Source organism: Bacillus sp. AP50 (assembly GCF_040492675.1).
GTDB lineage: Bacteria > Bacillota > Bacilli > Bacillales > Bacillaceae_G > Bacillus_A > Bacillus_A cereus.
Genome location: NZ_JBEUTW010000027.1, coordinates 1 through 24,752, shown reverse-complemented (window position 1 = coordinate 24,752; position 24,752 = coordinate 1). Strand labels below are relative to the sequence as shown.

Below are 24,752 nucleotides of genomic sequence, written 5' to 3'. Positions count from 1 at the left end.
TTATTCCTTAGTTGTCTCAACTTCGACATTCAATTTATCTGCTGATTGATGATCATCGTCATCTTCTGTATCACGCATTTCAATTTCTGTATCGTCGCTAGACATCATTTTAACGTCCATACCTAAACTTTGCAGCTCTTTAATCAATACTTTGAATGATTCAGGAACGCCTGGTTCTGGAACATTTTCGCCTTTAACAATTGCTTCATAAGTCTTAACACGTCCAACAACATCATCAGACTTCACTGTTAAGATTTCTTGAAGAGTATAAGCAGCACCGTAAGCTTCAAGTGCCCAAACCTCCATCTCACCGAAACGCTGTCCACCGAACTGAGCTTTACCTCCAAGAGGTTGCTGCGTTACAAGTGAGTATGGTCCAGTAGAACGAGCATGAAGTTTATCGTCAACCATGTGCGCAAGTTTGATCATATACATGACACCAACAGATACGCGGTTATCGAATGGTTCACCAGTACGTCCGTCATACAGGATTGTTTTCGCGTCATTTGCCATACCAGCTTCTTCAATTGTGCCCCAAACATCTTCCTCACGAGCACCATCGAATACTGGTGTTGCAATGTGAATGCCAAGGTATCTTGCTGCCATACCAAGATGAAGCTCTAATACCTGACCGATATTCATACGAGATGGTACCCCTAATGGGTTTAACATGATATCGATTGGCGTACCGTCTGGTAAGTAAGGCATATCTTCTTCTGGTAAAATACGAGAAATAACACCTTTGTTACCGTGACGTCCGGCCATCTTGTCACCTTCAGAAATTTTACGTTTTTGAACGATATATGCACGTACAAGTTGATTCACGCCTGGTGGCAATTCATCGCCATCTTCACGGTTGAATACTTTTACGTCTAAGATAATACCGCCACCACCGTGTGGTACACGTAGTGATGTATCACGTACTTCACGCGCTTTTTCTCCAAAGATAGCATGTAATAGACGTTCTTCAGCTGTTAATTCTGTTACACCTTTAGGTGTTACTTTACCAACAAGTAAATCTCCATCTTTTACTTCAGCACCAACGCGAATGATACCGCGCTCGTCAAGGTTACGTAATGCGTCTTCCCCAACGTTTGGAATGTCACGTGTAATTTCTTCTGGTCCAAGCTTCGTATCACGAGCTTCTGATTCATATTCTTCAATATGAATAGAAGTGTACACATCATCTTTTACAAGGCGCTCACTCATGATGATCGCATCCTCGTAGTTATAACCGTCCCAAGTCATGAAGCCAACAAGCACGTTACGTCCAAGTGCTAGTTCACCTAATTCCATAGAAGGACCATCCGCAAGGATTTCACCTTTTACAACTTCATTTCCAACACTTACGATTGGACGTTGGTTGTAACAAGTTCCTTGGTTAGAACGAATGAATTTTTGCATTTTGTAGCGATCTAAGTCGCCTTTTACTGTTTGACCGTCAACTTCTACATAGCGACGTACCCAAACTTCACGTGCTTCTACGCGCTCAACAACACCAGGATGTTTACAGATTACTGCAGCACCTGAGTCTTTTGCTGATACGTACTCCATACCTGTACCTACAATCGGAGATTCCGGATTCATTAACGGAACCGCCTGACGTTGCATGTTCGCTCCCATAAGTGCGCGGTTAGAGTCATCGTTTTCTAAGAACGGAATACAAGCTGTCGCTGCCGACACTACTTGTTTTGGAGATACATCCATGTAGTCGATGCGTTCTCTATTTGTGACAATGTTTTCACCACGGAAACGAGCTACGATATCTTCACTTAGGAATTCACCTTCGTCAGATAATTTCATATTCGCTTGGGCTACAACATAATTATCTTCTTCATCTGCTGTTAAGTAATCAACATGCCCTGTTACAAGACCAGTTTCTGGGTCAACACGACGGTATGGTGTTTCAATGAAACCAAACTCATTTACTTTCGCGAACGAAGATAATGAGTTAATCAAACCGATGTTTGGTCCCTCTGGTGTTTCAATCGGACACATACGACCGTAGTGAGAGTAATGAACGTCACGCACTTCAAAGCCTGCGCGCTCACGCGTTAAACCACCAGGTCCTAATGCAGATAGTCTTCGTTTGTGAGTTAACTCTGCTAATGGGTTTGTTTGGTCCATAAACTGAGATAACTGAGAACTTCCGAAGAACTCTTTAATAGATGCAATAACAGGACGAATATTAATTAGTGCCTGTGGTGTAATCGCATTTGTATCTTGGATCGACATTCTCTCACGAACAACACGTTCCATACGAGAAAGACCGATACGGAATTGATTTTGTAATAGTTCTCCAACAGAACGCAGACGACGGTTTCCTAAATGGTCAATATCATCTGTATCCCCTACTTTGTATAGTAGGTTGAAGAAGTAACTGATAGAAGCAAGGATATCACCTGGTGTGATGTGTTTCACATCACGAGTAATGTTTGCATTACCAATTACATTAATTACGCGTTCGCCTTCCGACTCAGGAGCATAAATCTTAATAGATTGCAGCTCAACATCGCCTTCTACCACTCCACCCATTGGTTTCGCTGTTTTGAATCCAATGTTTTTCTCTAAGTAAGGTAAAATGCGATCAAGTGTACGACGATCTAAGATTGTTCCTTCTGCCGCTAAAATTTCACCAGTTTCTGGATCCACTAATGTTTCAGCTAAACGTTGATTAAACAATCTGTTTTTAATGTGTAACTTCTTGTTGATCTTATAGCGACCTACATTTGCTAAATCGTAGCGCTTTGGATCGAAGAAACGAGACACAAGTAAGCTCTTAGCATTTTCTACTGTTGGTGGTTCACCAGGACGTAGACGCTCATAAATTTCAAGCAATGCTTTTTCTGTGCTATCTGTGTTGTCTTTTTCTAATGTGTTGCTTAAGTATTCGTTATCACCTAAAAGCTCGGTGATTTCTTGATCAGAGCCAAACCCTAATGCGCGTAACAAAACAGTTACAGGAAGTTTACGCGTACGGTCAATACGCACATATACAACATCCTTAGCATCTGTCTCATACTCTAACCAAGCTCCGCGGTTTGGAATTACAGTAGCAGTAAAACCACGTTTTCCGTTTTTATCCACTTTGCCACTATAGTATACGCTTGGAGAGCGAACTAACTGGGAAACGATAACACGTTCTGCACCGTTAATTACGAATGTTCCAGTCTCTGTCATGAGTGGGAAATCTCCCATGAACACATCTTGTTCTTTTACTTCACCAGTTTCCTTGTTGATTAGACGCACTTTTACACGAAGTGGTGCTGCATACGTCACATCACGCTCTTTGCATTCGTCTACAGAGTATTTAGGTTCACCTAAGCTGTAGTCGATAAATTCAAGCGATAGATTTCCCGTAAAGTCTTCAATCGGAGAAATGTCTTGGAACATTTCTCGCAAACCCTCATCAAGAAACCACTGATAAGAAGAGGTTTGAATTTCGATAAGATTTGGTAACTCTAATACTTCACTAATACGGGCATAACTTCTTCGTTGGCGGTGGCGTCCGTATTGAACTAGTTGACCTGTCAACTGCTTCACCCCTCAAATCATGAGTATTATAAATGCACAAAAAAATTTGTGCAAAATCACAAATAAATACAACTACTGCTATTAGCGTAGTCTCTTTCTCTTAAAGATAAATACGTTGAGTCTTTCTACCTGCTCAAAAAAGAAAAATGGCTTCTATAAGAAAACCATCATTCTGTTTCATAATCTGCTGATTTTACTATCTTTTCCAAGAGAAACAAAAATATACATCTTTCTCAACGCAGAAAATCATATATTGGCATTGTATAATGTTAACATAGCCAAAAATAACCGTCAACGTTTTTTTGATTTTATGATATAATATCCTTTTTTCTTTTCTACAACCTCAACTTCAGAAAATACTTCTTCTAGTTTTTTTAGCGCAGACGGTGCACCTTGTTTCTTTTGAATAACAATCCAAAGCTCTCCATCTGGAACTAAATACTCCACAGCTTTTTCTAAAATCTCATGTACGATATCTTTACCCGCACGAATTGGAGGGTTAGATAGAATAGCAGCATACTTACCATCTACATTTTCATAGACGCTACTTTGAAAAATACGTATATTCTCGATTTTGTTATTAGCGGCGTTTTCTTTCGCAAGCCCAAGTGCCCTCTCGTTCACATCCACCATGTGAACTTCACGACCTTGAAACTCTTTCGCTAACGACAAACCAATAGGACCGTATCCGCAACCTACGTCTAATATATCACCTTTAATATCTGGCATTTGAAACGCTTCAATTAAAAGACGGGAACCAAAGTCCACTTCGTTTTTCGAGAACACCCCATGGTCAGATAAGAAAGTGAATCGAGATCCACGAAGGGCAAACTCCCATCGCTTACGATCACTTTTACTAGAAGGGTCGTTAGAAAAATAATGGTCTGCCATATGGCCACCTCTTTTCTTTACAGTTAAAAAAAAAGCTCGCATGAGAGCGAGCTTTTTTTAAAGCATCAAAAGTTAATTACTTAACTTCTACAGCAGCGCCAACTTCTTCAAGTTTAGCTTTGATTTCTTCAGCTTCTTCTTTAGCAGCAGCTTCTTTGATTACTTTTGGAGTGTTGTCAACTAATTCTTTAGCTTCTTTTAAGCCAAGACCAGTGATTTCACGAACAACTTTGATAACTTTGATTTTTTGTGCACCAGCGCTAGTTAGTTCCACATCAAATTCAGTTTTCTCAGCAGCAGCTTCTCCAGCGCCACCAGCAACAGCTACAGGAGCAGCAGCAGTTACGCCGAATTCTTCCTCGATAGCTTTTACTAAGTCGTTAAGTTCTAATACAGTCATAGATTTAACTGCTTCAATGATTTGTTCTTTAGTCATTGTAAATATCCTCCCTTAAATAGGTTTGTATTGTTTTATCGATAATACGTAATTATCTTTTAAAAAATTAAGCGCCTTGCTCTTCCTTTTGGTCTGCAACTGCTTTAGTAGCAAGTGCAAGGTTACGGATTGGAGCTTGAAGAACGCTAAGAAGCATAGAAAGTAAGCCTTCACGTGATGGAAGAGTAGCAATTGCTTTAACCTCATCAAGTGTTACAAGTTTACCTTCGATTACGCCCGCTTTAATTTCTAAAGCTTCATGATCTTTAGCGAAGTCGTTTAATACTTTCGCAGGAGCAACTACATCCTCGTTACTGAACGCGATTGCGTTTGGTCCTGTTAAGAATTCATTTAACTCAGCCATTTCAGCAGATTCTGCAGCACGACGAGTTAGAGAGTTTTTGTAAACTTTGAACTCAACGCCAGCTTCACGTAATTGCTTACGTAATTCTGTTGCTTCAGAAACTGTTAAACCACGGTAGTCAACAACGATTGTAGATTTACTAGCGCGAAGTTTGTCCGCGATTTCAGTTACAACTTGTTGTTTAGTTTCGATTACTTTGCTCATGTTATTACACCTCCTGTAGATTATATAGAAGATGTACCGAAAGTGCACTAAAAACCTCCATGCCCAACTTGTAGACATGGAGGCATATAGTCACAGAAAAAAGATTCCGCTTCGTATATTAACACCTAGGTAGGAAATTAAGTCTATTGACACCTACTGTCTACGGTACACTAATTAAATTCACAACATAAATGATTATATTAAAACTTCTTTATGAAGTCAACTTCCAAAATTTACGCTAATGTAGAAACGTCTACACGTACGCCAGGTCCCATTGTAGAAGCAACTGTTACGTTCTTCATGTAAGTACCTTTTGCAGCAGCTGGCTTAACTTTTTGTAAAGTGTCAGCAATTGTTTTGAAGTTCTCTACTAATTTAGCATCTTCGAAAGATACTTTACCGATTGGAACGTGGATGTTACCAGCTTTATCAACGCGGTATTCAACTTTACCAGCTTTGATTTCGTTAACAGCTTTAGTTACATCGAAAGTAACTGTTCCAGTTTTAGGGTTTGGCATTAAACCTTTAGGTCCTAATACGCGACCAAGTTTACCAACTTCACCCATCATGTCAGGAGTTGCTACTACTACATCGAAATCGAACCAACCTTGTTGGATTTTACCGATGTAATCAGTATCGCCTACGAAGTCAGCTCCAGCAGCTTCAGCTTCTTTAGCTTTTTCACCTTTAGCAAATACTAATACACGTTGTACTTTACCAGTACCGTGTGGAAGAACAACTGCACCACGGATTTGTTGGTCAGCTTTCTTAGGGTCAACACCTAAACGGAATGCAGCTTCTACAGTTGCATCAAATTTAGCTGTGTTTGTTTTCTTTACTAATTCTACTGCTTCTGTTGCAGAGTAAGCAGCTGCACGATCAACAAGCTTTGCAGCTTCTACGTACTTTTTACCTCTTTTAGCCATTTTTATTTCCTCCTCGAATGTGGTTTTAGCGGAATAACCTCCCACGTTTACGCCTGTTTTCAGGTATAACCTGAGGATGAGCGCCATCCATTTATTTAAAAACGATAATCATTTACGATAATAAAGGTTGCGAATTGGAATTCCAGACCCGCAACCTTTTTTAAAAACAAATCGAATTAGTCTTCGATAACGATGCCCATACTGCGTGCAGTACCTTCAACCATACGCATTGCAGCTTCTACGCTAGCAGCGTTTAGGTCAGGCATTTTAGTTTCAGCGATTTCGCGTACTTTATCACGCTTAACAGTTGCCACTTTATTACGGTTTGGTTCACCAGAACCAGACTCAATACCAGCTACTTTCTTAAGAAGAACAGCAGCAGGAGGAGTTTTAGTAATGAAAGTGAATGAACGGTCCTCAAATACCGTAATTTCAACAGGGATGATAAGACCAGCTTGATCTGCTGTACGAGCGTTAAACTCTTTACAGAAGCCCATGATGTTAACACCTGCTTGTCCTAATGCTGGACCAACTGGTGGAGCTGGGTTAGCTTTACCTGCAGGAATTTGAAGCTTTACCATTTTAATTACCTTTTTAGCCACGAGACACACCTCCTTAAGTCCGTGATGTGGTCAATTGGACAGTGATTTGCCCTCCCACGTCATATTTTATCTGTAAGGATAAAATCTTTCAAAAAACGTCTCCGATAACGAAGACGTACTGACTTAAAAGATATTATCACTTTTTACAATTCATTTCAAGTTTCATTTTATAATTTTTCAATTTGATGGAAGTCAAGTTCAACTGGAGTCTCGCGACCAAACATGTCCACAAGCACGCTAACCTTTTTCTTCTCCACATCAATTTCTTCAATAGCACCTGTATAATCTGCGAATGGCCCCTCATTTACACGTACTGTCTCATGAAGTTCAAAGTCGAAATCAACCACTTCGTTGTCCATTCCCATATGTTTCATAATGGTAACAACTTCCTCTTCTAATAGAGGTGATGGTTTAGATCCAGAACCAGAAGAACCAACGAACCCAGTTACACCCGGCGTGTTACGTACAACATACCAAGAGTCATCAGTCATGATTAATTCTACTAATACATAACCTGGGAACACTTTTCTTTTCATTAATTTTTCTTTTCCGTTTTTCATTTCTACTTCTACTTCTTCCGGGACAACAACACGGAAAATTTTATCTTGCATACCCATTGATTCTACACGTTTCTCTAGGTTTGCTTTTACTTTATTTTCATATCCAGAATAAGTATGGACAACATACCAACTTTTTTCCATTCATTTAGGACGAGCGTCCTTCCCTCCCTGACGTACATTTTTTTGCGCAAATGAAAAAACCCGTTCACCGGGCTTTTACACAGTTCTTATAAATAACATTATATCATGGATAAGTGCTTCTTATTCAAGAATTAACCAAGAATTAACCGAATTAAAGAAGAAATGCCCATATCAACTACTGCGAAGAAAATCGCAAAGAACACAACTGTAGCAACAACAGTCGCTGTTGAGCGGAGTAATTCATCTTTCTTAGGCCAACTTACTTTTTTCATTTCGCGACCTACATCGCCGAAAAAGTTCGTTAAACGCATCTGCGGGACCTCCAGTGTATTATTTCAATTATTTATTTTGTTTCCTTGTGAACTGTATGCTGATTGCATGTTTTACAAAACTTTTTTATTTCAAGTCGCTCTATTGAGCTCGTATCTTTCATAGTAGAGTAGTTTCGATTTTTACACTCTTCACATGAGAGTACAACTTTTTTCCTCATTAGTTACACCAACCTTGTAACATTATGTCCCTAAAAATGTATCATACAATAAAAGACAATGTCAATGACATGCATTTTGTACTCTCTATAAAAGAAAACAGGTGATTTATTTTACACCTGCAGCACTTGTTACTTCTTATGAATTTAAAGTTGTACTTTCTCTCATTTCCATATATCGTTCCAATTTCCTCTTTACTCTTTGTAAAGCGTTATCAATAGATTTCACATGCCTGTTTAACTGTTCTGAAATCTCTTGATAAGAACGACCATCTAAATATAAAGAAAGCACTTTTCTTTCTAAATCGCTTAATAATTCAGATATTTTTGATTCTATGTCTGTATATTCTTCCTGGCTAATGATCATCTCTTCAGGATCAGTCACCTTCGCTTCAGAAATAACATCCAATAACGTTCGATCAGATTCCTCATCGTAAATCGGCTTATCTAAAGACACATACGAATTTAAAGGAATATGTTTTTGTCTTGTTGCCGTTTTAATAGCGGTAATAATTTGTCGAGTGATACATAGTTCAGCAAATGCTTTGAATGAAGACAGCTTGTCCTCTTTATAATCACGAATTGCTTTAAACAACCCTATCATACCTTCTTGAACAATGTCTTCTCGATCGGCACCCACTAAAAAGTAAGATCTTGATTTCGCACGAACAAAGTTCTTATACTTGTGAATTAAATATTCTAGAGCGTCAGTATTACCTTTTCGAACTAACTCAACGATTGCCTCATCCTCTAAATCACGAAATGTAACGTCGCCTATACTTACGAAGCCTGCTTCCACCTTGATCCCTCCGACCGCTATTTATTTAGCAATATTATACAGTAAAAAGATAAAGAGCGTCAATGCTTCAACGCTCTCCTCTTCTTAATTTTTCTAATTTTTCTGTAATATCCTTACTAAATATCTTTCGCATGGCGGGCTGCTGTTCTTTCGCGTCTTTTGTACGCCTTCTTACTTGTTGTTCCATTGCTTGTACTTCCAACTCTAATTCACGCGCAGATTTTCGAAGGGCACCTTGCGCAAATATAACCCATTGTTCTGTATAATCAGAAGTCGCAACATATATTTGTGTATTTATATTTCTAAGCTCTATCGCAAGTTGCTCTATCTTTTCGTCTGCAGTTTGATTCTTTCGTGTGAATATTACTTCTACACGAGATTGTTTCATCTTTTTTTCAATACCATGGACTGTATAGGCATCAAAGACTATCATCACTTTTGTGCCTGTATAACCTTGATAATCCGCCATCTTATCAATAAGCGCATCTCTTGATGATTGTAAATCTACATCCCGCAGTTTCTTCAAATCTCCCCAAGCTCCGATAATGTTGTAGCCGTCAACGATTAAAATATCGTTCATTTTTTATTTACCAATTTCGTGACGTTTACGATATACCTCATACATTAACAAACTTGCGGCTACTGAAGCATTTAAGGATGTAACTTTACCAACCATCGGTAGAGTGATTAAGAAATCACACTTTTCACCAATAATACGACTCATACCTTTTCCTTCACTACCAATTACTAATCCAATCGGCATTGTACCATCTAAATTACGGTAATCCGTTTTCCCTTTGGCATCTGTACCAGCAATCCAAAGTCCACGCTCTTTTAATTCATCAATTGTACGAGATAAGTTTGTTACGCGCGCAACAGGAATGTATTCAATCGCTCCTGTTGATGCTTTCGCAACTGATGCGGTAAGTCCCACAGCTCTTCTCTTCGGAATAATAATTCCATGAGCTCCTGTTGCATCAGCAGTACGCATAATAGAACCTAGGTTATGCGGATCTTCAATCTCATCTAAAATCAAGAAGAACGGATCTTCATTACGTTTTTCTGCCACTTTGAATAAATCTTCTAACTCTGCATACTGATATGCAGCTACTTGAGCAATTACACCTTGATGATTACCCTCAACTAATTGATCTAACTTTTTCTTTGGTGCATGTTGTAAAATAATCTTATTTTCTTTCGCTAACGCTAGTACAATTTGTACTTGTCCTTTGGCAGCACCTTCTGCGATCCAAATTTTATTAATATCTCTCCCTGATCTTAACGCTTCAATTACAGGGTTACGTCCGATAATATATTCACTAGTCATGATGATGTGCCCCCTTCCTTTTCTTCTAAAACTGCAATTGCCTTATATACAATTTCGTCTAATCTTTCACGATTATTTAATAAATGATGATAACCAATTAGTGCTTCAAAGGCTGTACTATGTCGATATGTTTGTACATCCGTATTTTTCGGAACTGTACCTGAATTTGCATTACGCCCTCTTCTTAATACCGCCTCTTCTTCCTCTGTCAAAAATGCCGTCTCTAATAAATGATAAACAACTTTCGCCTGTGCTTTTGCTGAAACAAAGCTCGTCCCTAAGCGATGTAATTGATTAGGGCGAACTTTTCCTTTTTGAAGGAGGTGATAGCGGATATATTGTTCATATACCGCATCACCCATATACGCTAACGCCAAGCTGTTTAATTGCTTTGCATCAATCATCCTTATCCTCTTTTCCATCTTGTACCTTGAGCGGTATCTTCTAAAATAATATTACGTTCTTTTAAATCGTCACGAATTTGATCAGACAATGCGAAATCGCGATTTTTACGAGCTTCAATGCGCTTTTGGATAAGCTCTTCAATTTCTTCATCCAGTAATTCTTCTTTTGATAATTCTAATCCTAAAATATCAAATAACGTTTCCAGTTGTTTTACGTATGCTTCAATCACAACTTTAGATGTATGCTCTTCAAGTAAATATTGATTTGCATGATTTGCTACGTTGTATAATTCGGTAATTGCATTTGCAGTGTTAAAGTCATCATTCATTGCCTCTTCAAATGCAGTCTGGAATTTCTCTATTTCAGCTAACCATTTCTCATTATGGTCCGTTAAATCCGTACTACTCTCCATACGATGCTTTAAGTTTCCATAAGCTGTTTTAATTCTTTCCAGCCCATTATTCGTACTTTGTAATAACTCTTCACTAAAGTTAATCGGGTGACGATAGTGTACTGATAACATAAAGAATCTAATTAACTGCGGGTCGTATTGCTTAATAATATCGTGAACTAAAATAAAGTTACCCAGCGATTTAGACATCTTCTCATTGTTAATATTAATATATCCATTATGCATCCAGTAACGTGCAAACGTTTTTCCAGTCAATGCCTCTGACTGCGCAATTTCATTTTCATGATGCGGGAACGCCAAGTCTTGCCCACCAGCATGAATGTCAATTGTATCCCCTAAGTACTTACGCGCCATTGCTGAGCATTCAATATGCCATCCTGGACGTCCTTGCCCCCAAGGGCTTTCCCAGAAGATTTCTCCTTCTTTCGCAGCTTTCCATAAAGCAAAATCAAGAGGGTCTTGTTTCTTTTCCCCTACCTCAATACGAGCACCGTGACGTAAATCTGCGATTGGTTGATGTGATAATTTACCGTAACCTTCGAATTCCTTCGTCTTAAAGTACACATCACCCTCTGATTCATATGCATACCCTTTATTCACAAGTTCTTGAATAAATTCAATAATGATATCCATATTTTCTGTTACACGAGGATGAACTGTTGCGTGTTTGCAACCTAGTGCTGTTACATCTTCAAAGTACGCTTCAACAAAACGATCAGCAATCGTTGGTACATCTTCACCTAATTCATTTGCCGCTTTAATTAATTTATCATCTACGTCCGTAAAGTTAGATACATACTGCACATCGTATCCTTTGTATTCTAAATAACGACGCACTGTATCGAATACCATAGGAGGTCTTGCATTCCCAATATGAATGTAGTTATAAACTGTAGGTCCGCATACATACATCTTTACCTTATTTTCTTCTAATGGAACAAACTCTTCTTTTTGACGTGTTAACGTATTATAAATGTGAATAGTCATTTTTATCCTTCCTTTCTACCTTTAATTCCAATTGTTTCTTCAATTTATCAAGTTCTACTTCCATAGCCTTTAATTTATCAAAAATCGGATCTGGAAGGTCAGAGTGATTTAATTCTTGACCAATCTTTACTCCATTTTGAATAACGACACGGCCAGGTATACCTACAACTGTAGAATGTGCAGGAACTTCTTTTAATACGACAGACCCTGCTCCGATTTTAGAATTCTCTCCCACAGTAATAGACCCAAGAACTTTAGCACCCGTCGCAATTAATACATTATCCTGAATTGTTGGGTGCCTCTTCCCTTTTTCTTTTCCTGTACCACCTAATGTAACCCCTTGATAAATCGTTACATTATCACCAATTTCACAAGTTTCTCCAATTACAACTCCCATTCCATGATCTATAAAAAAGCGTCGACCAATAGTTGCTCCTGGATGGATCTCAATGCCAGTAAAAAAGCGGCTCACTTGTGAAACAAAACGTGCAAGAAAGAAAAAATTTCTTTTATAAAAAGCATGTGCAATTCGATGGGCCCAAACTGCATGTAATCCAGAGTAAGTTAAAATGACTTCGAAATAACCTCTTGCCGCTGGATCCTGTTCAAAAACGACTTCAATATCTTCCCGAAGCCTCTTAAACATCGGTGTTCCCTCCCCTTTATGGGCTGCTTTTTTGTCGAACGAACTAACTCCCCTAACTCATCACTTCTCCCCTAATTCTTTATATAAGGAGATAAATTCTATATTCATACCTATTTACACGGTATAAAAAAAAAGGCGTCTCTGTCATATTGACAGAGACGCCTTTTAAGCGCGGTTCCACTCTGTTTAGGCTTAAAAAAGCCTCAAACTCATCCATGATAACGGTGTACACCGCTTCTGCTTACTTTGCGGCCTAAGACATCCCACGAAGCAATTCGCTGTTCAGCAGAAGACTCGAAGGGGCATTTCAAAAATCCGCTTATAAACCACTCCCAGCCTAAAGGTGGTTCTCTCTGTAAAAAGCCTGATTTTCTACTTCTCCTTCTCGTCGCTTTTCCTTATTAGGTTTTAGGTATACTTATTATATTTCTAAACCTAGAAAATGTTAACCAATTACTTTTTGAAGACGATTTAAAACTTTTTCTTTTCCAAGAAGTGCAATAGCATTCGGAAGCTCTGGACCATGCGTTTGTCCTGTAGTTGCAACACGGATTGGCATAAATAAATTTTTACCTTTATGTCCTGTTTCCTTTTGAACTGCTTTAATCGCTGCCTTAATTGCTGCTGGCTCCATTGCTTCTAGAGCTTCTATTTGACCAGCAAATGCACGAAGTACTTCAGGTACTTGTTCACCATTTAATACTTCTTGTCCTTCTTCTTCATAATCAACATGATCTTTAAAGAACATTTCAGAAAGCTCTACAATTTCAGCTCCAAAACTCATTTGTTCATGGTATAAAGCAATTACATCACGAATCCAAGCTTGGTCTTGTTCGCTTAAAGTTTCTCCCACACGTCCAGCTTTCACTAAATGCGGTAAGCTTAACTCTACAACCGTATCTAAATCTTGCTTTTTCATATACTGGTTGTTCATCCATTTTAGTTTTTGAGAATCAAATAATGCAGGTGATTTTGATAAACGAGCTGCATCGAACATTTTGATAAACTCATCTTTAGAGAAGATTTCTTCTTCTCCTACCGGAGACCAACCTAGTAGTGCAATAAAGTTAAAGATTGCTTCTGGAAGATACCCAAGCTCTTTATATTGCTCAATAAATTGAATAATAGATTCATCACGCTTACTTAACTTTTTACGACTTTCATTAACAATTAGAGTCATATGACCGAATTGTGGAATATCCCAGCCGAAAGCTTCATAAATCATCATTTGTTTCGGTGTATTTGAAATATGATCATCACCACGAAGTACATGTGTAATTTCCATTAGATGATCATCTACTGCTACTGCAAAGTTATAAGTTGGAATTCCATCTTTTTTCACAATAACAAAATCACCGAAATCATTTGAATGGAACGCAACTTCATCTTTTACAATATCTTTGAATGTGTAGTCACGATCAGCTGGTACACGGAAACGAATACTTGGAATACGTCCCTCAGCTTCAAATTCTTTCACTTGTTCTTCAGTTAATTCACGGTGGTTACCTGCGTAACGAGGTGTTTCACCGCGAGCGATTTGTCCTTCACGCTCTGCTTCTAGCTCTTCTTCTGTCATATAACATTTATAAGCTAGACCACGCTCTAATAAATCTTCATATAATTTTTTATAAATATCTAAACGCTCTGTTTGGCGATATGGTCCAAATTCACCACCAACATCAACACCTTCATCCCAGTCCATACCGAGCCATTTCAAGTATTTTAATTGGCTTTCTTCTCCACCAGCCACGTTACGTTTTACATCAGTATCTTCAATACGAATAATAAATTTGCCATCTAAATGACGAGCAAATAAATAATTAAATAATGCCGTACGCGCATTTCCGATATGTAAGTGTCCTGTTGGACTTGGCGCGTAGCGTACTCTCACTTGCTTTTCCATAATTGGTACACCTTCCATCCTTAATGTCAACACATTCTATAATTGTACACCAAAAAAATGTGATTATCCATCTTACGAATTAAAAACCATCATTTTTTCTGTAATAAAACAACCGCTTGAGAAGCAATCCCTTCTTCTCTACCTGTAAATCCTAATTTTTCTGTTGTTGTTGCCTTTACATTAATGTTATCGATAGACGTTTCTAACAGTTCACTAATGCGCTTACGCATGCTCTCAATATGTGGTGCCATTTTTGGTTGTTGAGCAATAATTGTACAATCTAAATTTCCTAACTCGTAACCTTGTTCACGCACAAATTCCCAAACTTTTTGTAACAATACAGCTGAATCTGCATCTTTAAAAGCTGGGTCTGTATCAGGAAAGTGCTTTCCGATATCTCCTGCTGCAATCGCACCTAAACATGCATCAGCAATCGTATGTAACAATACATCTGCATCTGAATGACCGATTAATCCTTTCTCGTGTGGAATTGTAATTCCACCGATAATCAACGGGCGCCCTTCCGCAAATTCATGTACATCAAAACCTTGTCCAATTCGAAACATCCTTACTTCCTCCTTAAGCTAAACTACTGAGCTTTATGACTCTATATTATATCGCTATCCTTATAAAGAAAAGCCCGGCTGTTGCCGAGCTTTTCTTTATTAACACATCATCAACATTATTTCTTCTGAACACGTAGGAAACTTTCAGCAATTAATAGATCTTCCGGAGTCGTCACTTTAATATTATAGTAACTCCCCTCTACTACACCTACTTGCTTCCCAACACGTTCTACGAGACTTGCATCATCTGTGCCAAGAAAACAACTTTGCTTTGCGCTTCTATGAGCTTCTAGCAAAAGAGAAACAGAGAATCCTTGTGGTGTTTGTACAGCGTTAAGTTGAGATCGCTCTACCGTTTCTACAACAACACCCTGCTCTACTTTCTTAACAGTATCTTTTACTGGCACTGCACAAATGGAAGCTCCATATTTTTCTGCTGCAATTAATACATCGCGAATCACTTTATTCGTTACGAACGGGCGCGCCCCGTCATGCACAAGAACATATTCGACACCACTCGCATACTGAAGTGCGTTATATACGCTATCTTGTCTTTCGGCTCCACCCTGAATAAATTGTACGTGCTTTTCAATCTGGTACTTCTGCATTAACTCTTCAAAATACGGGCGTTCTTCTTCGTTAATTGCCATAATAATACTTTTGCACGCTTTATCTTTTTCAAAAGCACGCAATGTGTGCACAATAATTGGTACTTCATCTATAAGTAAAAATAACTTATTTTTACCAGCACCCATTCGTTTTCCTTGGCCCGCTGCCGGAATAATTAATGTATACATATTAATAATCCTCTACTTATAATGCTTTTTCTAGCAATTTACGTTTTGCAAAAATCATACGACCAGCCGATGTTTGTAATACGCTAGTAACAAGTACGTCAAGTTGTGAACCCACATACTCTCTACCATCTTCTACTACAATCATCGTACCATCATCTAAGTATGCAACACCTTGATTTTGTTCTTTACCATCTTTCACAACATAAACACTTAATTCTTCACCAGGGAGTACGACTGGTTTAATCGCATTAGCTAAATCATTAATGTTTAACACCGTAACCCCTTGTAATTCAGAAACTTTGTTTAAATTGAAATCGTTTGTTACTACAGTTCCACCAGTGATTTTTGCCAACTTTACAAGCTTGCTATCTACTTCTTGGATATCATCGAAATCGCCTTCATAAATTTCTACCGGAATTGGCATCTCCTTTTGAATACGATTTAAAATGTCTAGCCCTCTGCGGCCACGATTACGCTTTAAAGCATCTGAAGAATCGGCAATATGCTGAAGCTCTTCTAATACGAATTGCGGAATGACAATTGTTCCTTCTAAAAACTTTGTTTGGCAAATATCTGCAATACGTCCGTCAATAATTACACTCGTATCGAGAATTTTCCAATGAGTCGTAGATTTTTCTGCTTCGACCTCTACCTCTTCATTCTCACTATTGTTTTTCTTCTTACCTCCGCGTTGGGGTAATGTAAATAATCCTAGCAATTCATTCCTCTTTTTAAATCCTACTTGGAATCCTAAATATCCAAGTAAAAGGGTGAAGAACACTTGCAACACCGTACTAATAACTGGAATTGTAAATTCACGAATTGGTATCAAAATTAAATATGCAACAATAAGACCAGAGATTAATCCTAATGTACCAAATAAAACATCTGCTACAGGCGCCTTTACAAGAGCCTCTTCAATATGCTTAATAAGTTGAACAATATAATCTACAAGCCAAAATGTTGTTAAAAATAAAATAATTGCACCAATAATTGCACGAACATACGATCCTTCCAACAAAGGAACCGCACCGATATCTAATACATTAATAATTTTTGGGATTAAGTAAATCCCTAACGCTCCCCCGATCACTAAAAAGAAGAGCTGTACAATCCGTTTTAACATCCAACCACCTCCTACTCATTATTAACCATTGTTTCGCTAATCAAAACGCCGAATGCAAAAGCGGACGTGTTTTTTTGTAAATAGTTTTATTTACCAATATATCATATCATATACCAAAAATGTTCTAGTGTCGTTATATTATAGAATCAATGTAATATTCTTAATTGTGTCTACTCATATAGAGATGCTCTTGAATTCTTTTTAGACCTTCTCGTATTTTCTTCGCTCTCACTTCTCCAATTCCTTCCACATCATCCAATTCATTAATAGTTGCTCGGCAAACACCTTGCAATGTTTTAAATCGATTAATTAAATTCTCGATAATAAGTGGCGGAACACGAGAAATCTTGCTTGTGATTCGGTACCCTCTAGGTGTCACACTTTCTTCTAAGCTTGTTTGTCCTGGATAGCCAAGTAATTTAACTAAATCACTATCCTCTAAAAGTTGTGTATTTGCAAGATCTTGTAACTTTTTCAAGATTTGATGATGGTCTTGTGTTTTCTCCTGGTGATAATCTTTAATTAACAATGCTGCCTCTGCCTCTAAATCAGCTAGTAATTCTGTAAGCTGTAAACGAATTAACCTACCTTCTGTTCCTAACTCATGAATATAGCTCAATATTTCATTTTTTATACGCAGCACCATTTCAACACTATGTAAAACGTGAACCACCTCGGACATTGTAACGACCTCTTCAAATTCTAGAATACCCAAATTCGTAATGCCGTCATTCCATACAGCCTTATATTTTTCTAGCGTTTGAATTGCTTGATTTGCTTTTGTTAAAATGACACCTATATCTTTTAATGTATAACGTAAGTTCCCTTGATATAGCGTAATTACATTACGTCTTTGTGAAATGGCCACAACAAGGCTGCCCGTCTGCTTTGCTACACGCTCTGCTGTTCGGTGACGCATACCTGTTTCAATAGAATCAATAGATGAATCCGGAACTAACTGTGCGTTTGCAATTAAAATTTTACTTCCAGTTTCATTTAAAATAAGTGCTCCATCCATTTTTGCTAATTCATATAAACTAGCAGGAGAGAATGCGCAATTAATATGAAAACCACCATCAACAATGCTTTTAATCTGCTCATTATACCCAAGAACAATTAGTCCCCCTGTTTGTGCACGAAGTACATTATCTATCCCTTCGCGCAGTGGTGTTCCCGGGGCCACGAGCTGTAAAATATTAATTATACTTTTGACACGTTGCTTATTTTCTTCCATAGCCTAGCCTCCTAATGTCAAACGAAGCGCTTCTCCTAAATTAGAAACACCTACAACCTCAATCCCCTCTGGAATTGTCCACCCCCCTAAATTTTTTCTAGGAATGATAGCACGTTGAAATCCTAATTTAGCTGCTTCTTGTACACGTTGTTCGATTCTTGATACTCTTCTTATTTCTCCAGTTAATCCAACTTCTCCTATTACCGCATCAGTTGGTGCCGTAGATTTATCTCTAAAACTTGAAGCTATACTTAAGGCAACAGCTAAATCAATTGCCGGTTCATCTAATTTCAAACCACCAGCTACTTTTAAATACGCATCTTGATTTTGTAATAGTAAACCTGTTCTTTTCTCTAGTACCGCCATAATAAGCGAGACACGATTATGATCAATTCCTGTCGCCATTCTTCGAGGATTTCCAAAACTAGTAGGGGAAATTAATGCCTGTATTTCTACTAAAACTGGTCTTGTTCCTTCCATTGAGGCAACTACTGTTGAACCTGCAACTCCAACTGGTCTTTCCTCAAGGAAAATTTCAGAAGGATTTAAGACTTCTGCAAGGCCAAGTTCTTTCATTTCAAAGATACCCATTTCATTCGTAGAACCAAAACGATTCTTTACAGCTCGTAAAATACGATATGTATGGTGTCGATCTCCTTCAAAGTAAAGAACTGCATCGACCATATGTTCTAGCATACGCGGTCCCGCAATTGCACCTTCTTTTGTCACATGCCCTACGATGAAAATTGGGATTCCCTTTGTTTTTGCAAGTTTCATTAATTCTGCTGTACATTCACGTACTTGCGCCACACTACCAGGAGCTGATGTCACTTCAGGTAAATGTATCGTTTGAATAGAATCAATAACAACAAAAGCAGGATTCATCTCTTCAATATGTGCTGCAATACGCTGTAAATCTGTCTCTGATACAACAAATAGATTACTACCATTTACATGTAAACGATCTGCACGAAGTTTAATCTGCTTTGCTGACTCCTCACCTGATATATACAATACATCATATGAAGCATCTGCTAATTGCGAGGAAATCTGTAATAATAACGTTGATTTTCCAATCCCAGGGTCCCCACCAATAAGTACTAAAGATCCATCTACAATTCCGCCACCTAGTACACGGTTAAACTCCTGAAATTTTGTTTCAATACGTGCCTCAGACTTTGTTTCTACTTCTGTAAGACGTCTTGGTTTTGTTACTTCTGTTTGAATTGCATTTGCATAATTTAGGCGTCTGGATGATACAACGGGTTCCATCTCTTCAACAAGCGAATTCCATTGACCACACCCTGGACATTTACCCATATATTTTGGTGATTGATAACCACACTCTTGACATGTGAATTTTGTTTTCTTTTTAGCCATATCTTTTTATATTTCACTTCGCTTTCATCTATAAACATTTGACCTTCTCGTACAAGAAAGAGGGCTATCTCGTAGCCCTCTTAGTTTGTCTATACTTATTTTACCTTTTCAGCACTATGAATGACAAATGTTTCCCCTTCTACATCAAAGATAACTTTTTGTCCTTTCTCAATAGCACCTTTTAAAAGTTCTTCCGATAGTCTATCTTCTACATGCTTCTGAATTGCTCTACGTAGTGGACGAGCACCATATTCACGATCAAACCCTTTATCAGCAATAGCTGCAATCGCCCCTTCTGTTAATTGCAATTCAATTTCTTGTTCTTTTAAGCGATTCACTAACTGATTTACCATAAGAGTCACAATTTCTTGAATATGTTTTTTCTCAAGCATATGGAATACGATAATTTCATCAATACGGTTTAAGAATTCTGGACGAAATGCCTTTTTCAGCTCATCCATTACTTTACCTTTCATATCCGAATAATCACGGCTTTCATCTTGTACGTTAAATCCAAGATGTTTGTTACGTTTTAACGCCTCAGCACCAACGTTAGACGTCATAATAACAATCGTATTACGGAAGTCAACTGTACGTCCTTTAGAATCAGTTAAACGACCATCTTCCAATACCTGTAGTAAAATATTAAATACATCAGGATGCGCCTTCTCTACTTCATCTAATAGGACAACTGAATACGGCTTACGACGAACCTTCTCTGTTAATTGTCCGCCTTCTTCATACCCAACATATCCTGGAGGAGAACCAACTAAGCGAGAAGTTGAATGTTTCTCCATATACTCAGACATATCAATGCGAATCATTGCATCCTCATCACCGAACATAGATTCTGCCAACGCTCTTGCTAATTCTGTTTTACCTACACCTGTTGGTCCTAAGAAAATAAATGAACCAATTGGACGTTTCGGATCTTTCAGTCCTGCTCTTGCACGACGAACAGCTTTCGCTACAGCCACTACCGCTTCATCCTGGCCGATGACACGATCATGAAGAATGGATTCTAAGTTTAATAATTTATCAGTCTCTGTTTGTGCAAGTTTAGAAACAGGGATACGTGTCCATGTAGAAACGACATTTGCAATATCTTCTACCGTAACCTCTGAATTTTCTTTTCCTTGTTGTTCTTTCCACTGACGCTTTGTATCTTCCAATTTCTCACGTAAGCGTTGTTCCATATCACGTAAGGAAGCAGCCTTTTCAAACTCTTGACTTTGTACAGCCGCATCTTTTTCTTTTCGAATTTCCTCAAGCTTCACTTCAAGCTCTTTTAAGTTTGGTGGTGTTGTATAAGAACGTAAGCGAACCTTTGAAGCAGCTTCATCAATTAAATCAATTGCTTTATCTGGTAAGAAACGATCTGTAATATAACGATCTGAAAGTTTCACAGCTGCATCAATTGCATCATCTGTAATAGACACACGGTGATGGGCCTCATAACGATCGCGTAAACCTTTCAAGATTTGAGTTGATTCTTCTAGACTCGGCTCATCAACATGAATTGGCTGGAAACGTCTCTCTAAAGCTGCATCCTTTTCAATATATTTACGATACTCATCTAAAGTTGTCGCACCAATACATTGTAATTCTCCGCGTGCTAAAGATGGTTTTAAAATATTTGATGCATCGATTGCACCTTCTGCTCCACCTGCACCGATTAATGTATGAAGTTCATCAATAAATAGAATAATATTCCCTGCTTGACGTATTTCATCCATTACTTTCTTTAAACGATCTTCAAACTCACCACGATATTTCGTCCCAGCTACCACTGTTCCCATATCCAGTGTCATAACACGCTTATCTCTTAACGTTTCAGGAACTTCATTATTTACGATTTGCTGTGCTAACCCTTCAGCAATTGCTGTTTTACCTACACCAGGCTCTCCAATTAACACTGGATTGTTTTTTGTTCTACGGCTTAACACTTCAATTACACGTTGAATTTCTTTACTACGTCCAATAACAGGATCCAAACGATTCTCACGTGCAACAACTGTTAAGTCGCGCGCTAAACTGTCTAGTGTCGGTGTATTTGCATTTGTCGATGAACCACCTTGGTGACCTGAACTTGCTTCGTTACTTCCAAGAAGTTGTAACACTTGTTGTCTTGCTTTGTTGAGGCTTACGCCTAAATTATTTAAAACACGTGCCGCTACACCTTCACCTTCACGGATTAAGCCAAGTAAAATATGTTCTGTTCCAACGTAAGAATGTCCTAGCTTACGCGCTTCATCCATAGACAATTCAATAACTTTTTTAGCACGAGGTGTATAATGTACAGTTTGAGAAGCTTCTGTTCCACGTCCAATTAACGCTTCTACCTCTTTTTGCACTTTCTCCGGGCTCAATCCAAGAGCAATTAACGCTTTTGCTGCAATTCCTTCACCTTCGCGTACAAGCCCAAGTAAAATATGTTCTGTTCCAATGTTATTATGCCCAATGCGAATTGCTTCCTCTTGAGATAAAGCTAATACTTTCTGTGCTCTTTCTGTAAATCTTCCAAACATCATAGAAATCGCCTCCTACTTGCGCTTAGTTTTTTTCAATACGTAATCGCTCACGGATTAAGGTTGCTCTTCGATAATCTCTTTCTTCTGGTCCTAAAGGTCCTCCTGCGTATTGTTGTAAAATACCAGGTTGCGTAAGAACCATTAGCTCAGTCAAAATATTTCTCGATATACCTTTTATATATCCTAGATCAATACCAAGTCGTACATCCGATAAGCAAGTTGCCGCTTCTGCAGATTGAATTAAACGACTATTTGCTAGTATACCGTAAGAACGATAAACCTTATCTTCAAGCTCAATACTCGAATTTTGTACAATTAATTCTCTGGCCAATTTTTCTTGTTGTATAATTTGCTGCATGACACTCTTTAAATCTGCAATAATATCTTCTTCGGATTTCCCTAGCGTCATTTGATTTGATACTTGAAATATATTACCTAACGCTTCGCTACCTTCACCGTATATTCCTCTTACTACTAAACCTAATTTTTGAATTACTTGTATAATACGGCTAATTCTTTTTGTTAAAACCAGCCCTGGTAAATGAATCATTACAGAAGCTCTTAATCCTGTACCAACGTTAGTAGGACAACTCGTAATATATCCAAGTGATTCATCAAAAGCATATTCAACCTCTTTCTCAATCCAATTATCTATTTGATTGGCGCTTTGAAGCGCCTTTGATAACTGTAGTCCTGGAAATAGGCACTGAATCCTAATGTGGTCTTCCTCATTAAGCATCACACTAATGTGTTCGCTTTCTGATAACAGACATGCTCCATATTCAGTCCCTGCTAGATTTGGACTAATTAAATGCTTTTCGACTAAAACTCTCCTTTGAAGAGGCGTTAATTCATTCATTTTTAATAGTCCAAACTTCCCAAAGGGCTCTACCGCTTTATTTATAAATTTCTTTTTAAATAATTCTTGAACCTTTTGAGCTTCCTCTTCGTTTTGCATAGTAGAAAATTGATATTGCTTAAAATTACGAGCCAAACGAATTCGACTACTTAAAACAATATCAGAATCAGGGCCATCCCCCTTCATCCATGGACTAATCGCTTCATTCATAATTTTGTCCAGTGACATAGAACTACTCCCCCTCTCTATGCTCACTAAGCTGAGTTTCAAGCCCTCGAATTTCATCTCTTACCTCAGCAGCTTTCTCAAACTCCTCATTCTGTACATATTGTTTCAGAATAAGTTTTAGTTCATCTAATTCTTTCTTTAAGTGGATATTTCCTTCCATTCGTTCCGGAATTTTTCCACAATGTTCTGTATGTCCACCATGAAGTCGTTTTAACAATGGGTTTAAGTGTCCTTTAAATGTATCGTAACAAGAAGCACAACCAAGGCGTCCCACCTTTGTAAAATGTTCGTATGTCATCTTACAACCTGGACATCTTATTGTATTTGTATTTGAAAACCCGTTTTTTCCTTCTCCAAACATTGTTGATTCACCGTGTAATAAACCAGCAAATACATCATGAAATGAAAAGTTAGACTGTGATGATTGAAAGAAAGACGTATAGCCACTTTGCTCTGCACATTGCTCACAAAGATGAACTTCCGCCTTCTTCTCGTTGATTACTTTTGTATAATGTAAAGTTGCTGGTCTTATATTACAGTTTTGACAAGTCATCAATATCCCCACCTTTACAACAGGAACGATCTACCTCATGATACTTTTCATACATTACTAGATTGTCCTCTTTCCTTAATCCATTTAGATAAAAGTACATGCTCTTTTTCAAAACTTCTACAATATTTAACTGCCCTATCTTAATTATCATTCTTTTACAAAAGCTGTATTTATTTATATTTCAGTGTTCTTAACATTGCGCATAATATTCGAGCCCTAAGTTCATCTCGAGAAGGAATATCCATTGATAATACAGAACGATCTAGTACACTTAACATTAGTTTTGCTTCACGGCCTGTTATGATTCCCTCTTCTAATAAACGTATAATCATACTCTCTGCATTCCCTTGTGCAACGCTATGATCAATCATATGAAGCATTTGATCAATAATGTCTATATCATCATGCAGTTTGACTTTTATAATGCGAATGTAACCTCCTCCACCACGTTTACTTTCTACTATAAATCCTCTTTCTAATGTAAAACGGGTATTGATTACATAATTGATTTGAGATGGTACGCACTCGAATCGATCCGCAATCTCATTTCTTTTGATTTCAATCACATTATTATTACTTAAGTCAATAACTTGCTTTAGATATTGCTCAATGATATCAGATATATTTCTCATTTATCCGCCACCTTTATTGACTTTGACTATCTTTGACTTTAATTATATACGTATTAATAAAATTTGCAACTCTTTTGCTTATTCACTATCCTAGCCACATTCCCCTGCATTTAATCAAAATAGTAATTATTTAAGCACATTTTTTTAATTACTATGGATTATAAAAGAAAACACGAAAAAACACGAGTCATTTGACTCGTGTTTAGTTGCTTGGCGACGTCC

The 24,752-nt window shown here is 37.9% G+C and carries 25 protein-coding genes and 2 other annotated features; all 25 genes read right to left on the bottom strand.

What is annotated here, in order from left to right; genetic code table 11:
* Positions 1-3,534: a DNA-directed RNA polymerase subunit beta gene (gene rpoB / locus ABWK52_RS03875; RefSeq protein ID WP_000147553.1), complete on the bottom strand. Its 3,534-nt coding sequence runs from the start codon at positions 3,532-3,534 to the stop codon at positions 1-3.
* A 291-nt stretch (positions 3,535-3,825) separates the two neighbouring features.
* Positions 3,826-4,425, bottom strand: a complete 600-nt coding sequence (locus tag ABWK52_RS03870; RefSeq protein WP_000763262.1) for a class I SAM-dependent methyltransferase — start codon at positions 4,423-4,425, stop codon at positions 3,826-3,828.
* Positions 4,426-4,501: 76 nt separating this feature from the next.
* On the bottom strand, positions 4,502-4,861 hold the full coding sequence (gene rplL, locus ABWK52_RS03865; protein ID WP_000159736.1) for a 50S ribosomal protein L7/L12: 360 nt from the start codon (positions 4,859-4,861) through the stop codon (positions 4,502-4,504).
* Between the two features lie 67 nt (positions 4,862-4,928).
* Positions 4,929-5,429: a 50S ribosomal protein L10 gene (rplJ, locus tag ABWK52_RS03860; RefSeq protein ID WP_000048716.1), complete on the bottom strand. Its 501-nt coding sequence runs from the start codon at positions 5,427-5,429 to the stop codon at positions 4,929-4,931.
* Between the two features lie 39 nt (positions 5,430-5,468).
* Positions 5,469-5,613, bottom strand: a sequence feature (ribosomal protein L10 leader region).
* A gap of 49 nt (positions 5,614-5,662) precedes the next feature.
* Positions 5,663-6,355: a 50S ribosomal protein L1 gene (gene rplA, locus ABWK52_RS03855; protein WP_001987630.1), complete on the bottom strand. Its 693-nt coding sequence runs from the start codon at positions 6,353-6,355 to the stop codon at positions 5,663-5,665.
* A 176-nt stretch (positions 6,356-6,531) separates the two neighbouring features.
* Positions 6,532-6,957, bottom strand: coding sequence for a 50S ribosomal protein L11 (rplK, locus tag ABWK52_RS03850; RefSeq protein WP_001085872.1), 426 nt, complete (start codon positions 6,955-6,957; stop codon positions 6,532-6,534).
* Between the two features lie 167 nt (positions 6,958-7,124).
* The gene (nusG, locus tag ABWK52_RS03845) at positions 7,125-7,658 is read right to left on the bottom strand and encodes a transcription termination/antitermination protein NusG (RefSeq protein WP_000415794.1); all 534 of its coding nucleotides are present in this window, start codon (positions 7,656-7,658) and stop codon (positions 7,125-7,127) included.
* 131 nt (positions 7,659-7,789) lie between these two features.
* Positions 7,790-7,969: a preprotein translocase subunit SecE gene (gene secE, locus ABWK52_RS03840; protein WP_001241323.1), complete on the bottom strand. Its 180-nt coding sequence runs from the start codon at positions 7,967-7,969 to the stop codon at positions 7,790-7,792.
* Positions 7,970-8,001: 32 nt separating this feature from the next.
* Positions 8,002-8,148 (bottom strand): 50S ribosomal protein L33, encoded by a 147-nt coding sequence (gene rpmG / locus ABWK52_RS03835; RefSeq protein WP_014481927.1) that lies wholly within the window; start codon positions 8,146-8,148, stop codon positions 8,002-8,004.
* A gap of 136 nt (positions 8,149-8,284) precedes the next feature.
* Positions 8,285-8,944: an RNA polymerase sporulation sigma factor SigH gene (locus tag ABWK52_RS03830; protein WP_000387193.1), complete on the bottom strand. Its 660-nt coding sequence runs from the start codon at positions 8,942-8,944 to the stop codon at positions 8,285-8,287.
* 67 nt (positions 8,945-9,011) lie between these two features.
* Positions 9,012-9,524 (bottom strand): NYN domain-containing protein, encoded by a 513-nt coding sequence (locus ABWK52_RS03825; protein WP_000997880.1) that lies wholly within the window; start codon positions 9,522-9,524, stop codon positions 9,012-9,014.
* A gap of 3 nt (positions 9,525-9,527) precedes the next feature.
* Positions 9,528-10,271 (bottom strand): 23S rRNA (guanosine(2251)-2'-O)-methyltransferase RlmB, encoded by a 744-nt coding sequence (gene rlmB, locus ABWK52_RS03820; RefSeq protein WP_000200237.1) that lies wholly within the window; start codon positions 10,269-10,271, stop codon positions 9,528-9,530.
* Positions 10,268-10,675, bottom strand: a complete 408-nt coding sequence (locus ABWK52_RS03815) for a Mini-ribonuclease 3 (RefSeq protein WP_000564261.1) — start codon at positions 10,673-10,675, stop codon at positions 10,268-10,270. Before ABWK52_RS03815 ends, rlmB begins: the two co-directional genes overlap by 4 nt.
* A gap of 2 nt (positions 10,676-10,677) precedes the next feature.
* On the bottom strand, positions 10,678-12,075 hold the full coding sequence (cysS, locus tag ABWK52_RS03810; RefSeq protein ID WP_000152276.1) for a cysteine--tRNA ligase: 1,398 nt from the start codon (positions 12,073-12,075) through the stop codon (positions 10,678-10,680).
* Positions 12,056-12,721, bottom strand: a complete 666-nt coding sequence (cysE, locus tag ABWK52_RS03805) for a serine O-acetyltransferase (RefSeq protein ID WP_000476497.1) — start codon at positions 12,719-12,721, stop codon at positions 12,056-12,058. The genes cysS and cysE overlap by 20 nt, the downstream gene beginning before the upstream one ends.
* A 151-nt stretch (positions 12,722-12,872) precedes the next feature.
* Positions 12,873-13,119 (bottom strand) — a binding site (T-box leader).
* A gap of 47 nt (positions 13,120-13,166) precedes the next feature.
* Complete coding sequence (gltX, locus tag ABWK52_RS03800) at positions 13,167-14,624, bottom strand: glutamate--tRNA ligase (RefSeq protein WP_000415143.1); 1,458 nt, start codon at positions 14,622-14,624, stop codon at positions 13,167-13,169.
* A gap of 89 nt (positions 14,625-14,713) precedes the next feature.
* A complete protein-coding gene (ispF, locus tag ABWK52_RS03795; RefSeq protein ID WP_000488391.1) occupies positions 14,714-15,190 on the bottom strand; it encodes a 2-C-methyl-D-erythritol 2,4-cyclodiphosphate synthase in 477 nt (158 codons plus the stop codon).
* 116 nt (positions 15,191-15,306) lie between these two features.
* Positions 15,307-15,987: a 2-C-methyl-D-erythritol 4-phosphate cytidylyltransferase gene (gene ispD, locus ABWK52_RS03790; protein WP_000288282.1), complete on the bottom strand. Its 681-nt coding sequence runs from the start codon at positions 15,985-15,987 to the stop codon at positions 15,307-15,309.
* 16 nt (positions 15,988-16,003) lie between these two features.
* A complete protein-coding gene (locus ABWK52_RS03785; RefSeq protein ID WP_000919677.1) occupies positions 16,004-17,113 on the bottom strand; it encodes a PIN/TRAM domain-containing protein in 1,110 nt (369 codons plus the stop codon).
* Between the two features lie 160 nt (positions 17,114-17,273).
* Positions 17,274-18,347, bottom strand: coding sequence for a DNA integrity scanning diadenylate cyclase DisA (gene disA, locus ABWK52_RS03780; RefSeq protein WP_000392158.1), 1,074 nt, complete (start codon positions 18,345-18,347; stop codon positions 17,274-17,276).
* A gap of 3 nt (positions 18,348-18,350) precedes the next feature.
* Positions 18,351-19,727, bottom strand: a complete 1,377-nt coding sequence (radA, locus tag ABWK52_RS03775; protein WP_001085202.1) for a DNA repair protein RadA — start codon at positions 19,725-19,727, stop codon at positions 18,351-18,353.
* Between the two features lie 95 nt (positions 19,728-19,822).
* Positions 19,823-22,258 carry an ATP-dependent protease ATP-binding subunit ClpC gene (gene clpC, locus ABWK52_RS03770; protein ID WP_000971184.1) on the bottom strand — a complete coding sequence of 812 codons (2,436 nt, stop codon included), beginning with the start codon at positions 22,256-22,258 and terminating at the stop codon, positions 19,823-19,825.
* 22 nt (positions 22,259-22,280) lie between these two features.
* The gene (locus ABWK52_RS03765; protein ID WP_000050842.1) at positions 22,281-23,345 is read right to left on the bottom strand and encodes a protein arginine kinase; all 1,065 of its coding nucleotides are present in this window, start codon (positions 23,343-23,345) and stop codon (positions 22,281-22,283) included.
* A gap of 4 nt (positions 23,346-23,349) precedes the next feature.
* Entirely contained in the window at positions 23,350-23,898 is a 549-nt protein-coding gene (locus ABWK52_RS03760; RefSeq protein ID WP_000128398.1) for a UvrB/UvrC motif-containing protein, read from the bottom strand.
* Between the two features lie 170 nt (positions 23,899-24,068).
* Positions 24,069-24,530, bottom strand: a complete 462-nt coding sequence (gene ctsR / locus ABWK52_RS03755) for a transcriptional regulator CtsR (RefSeq protein ID WP_001244558.1) — start codon at positions 24,528-24,530, stop codon at positions 24,069-24,071.
* Positions 24,531-24,752 lie beyond the last annotated feature (222 nt).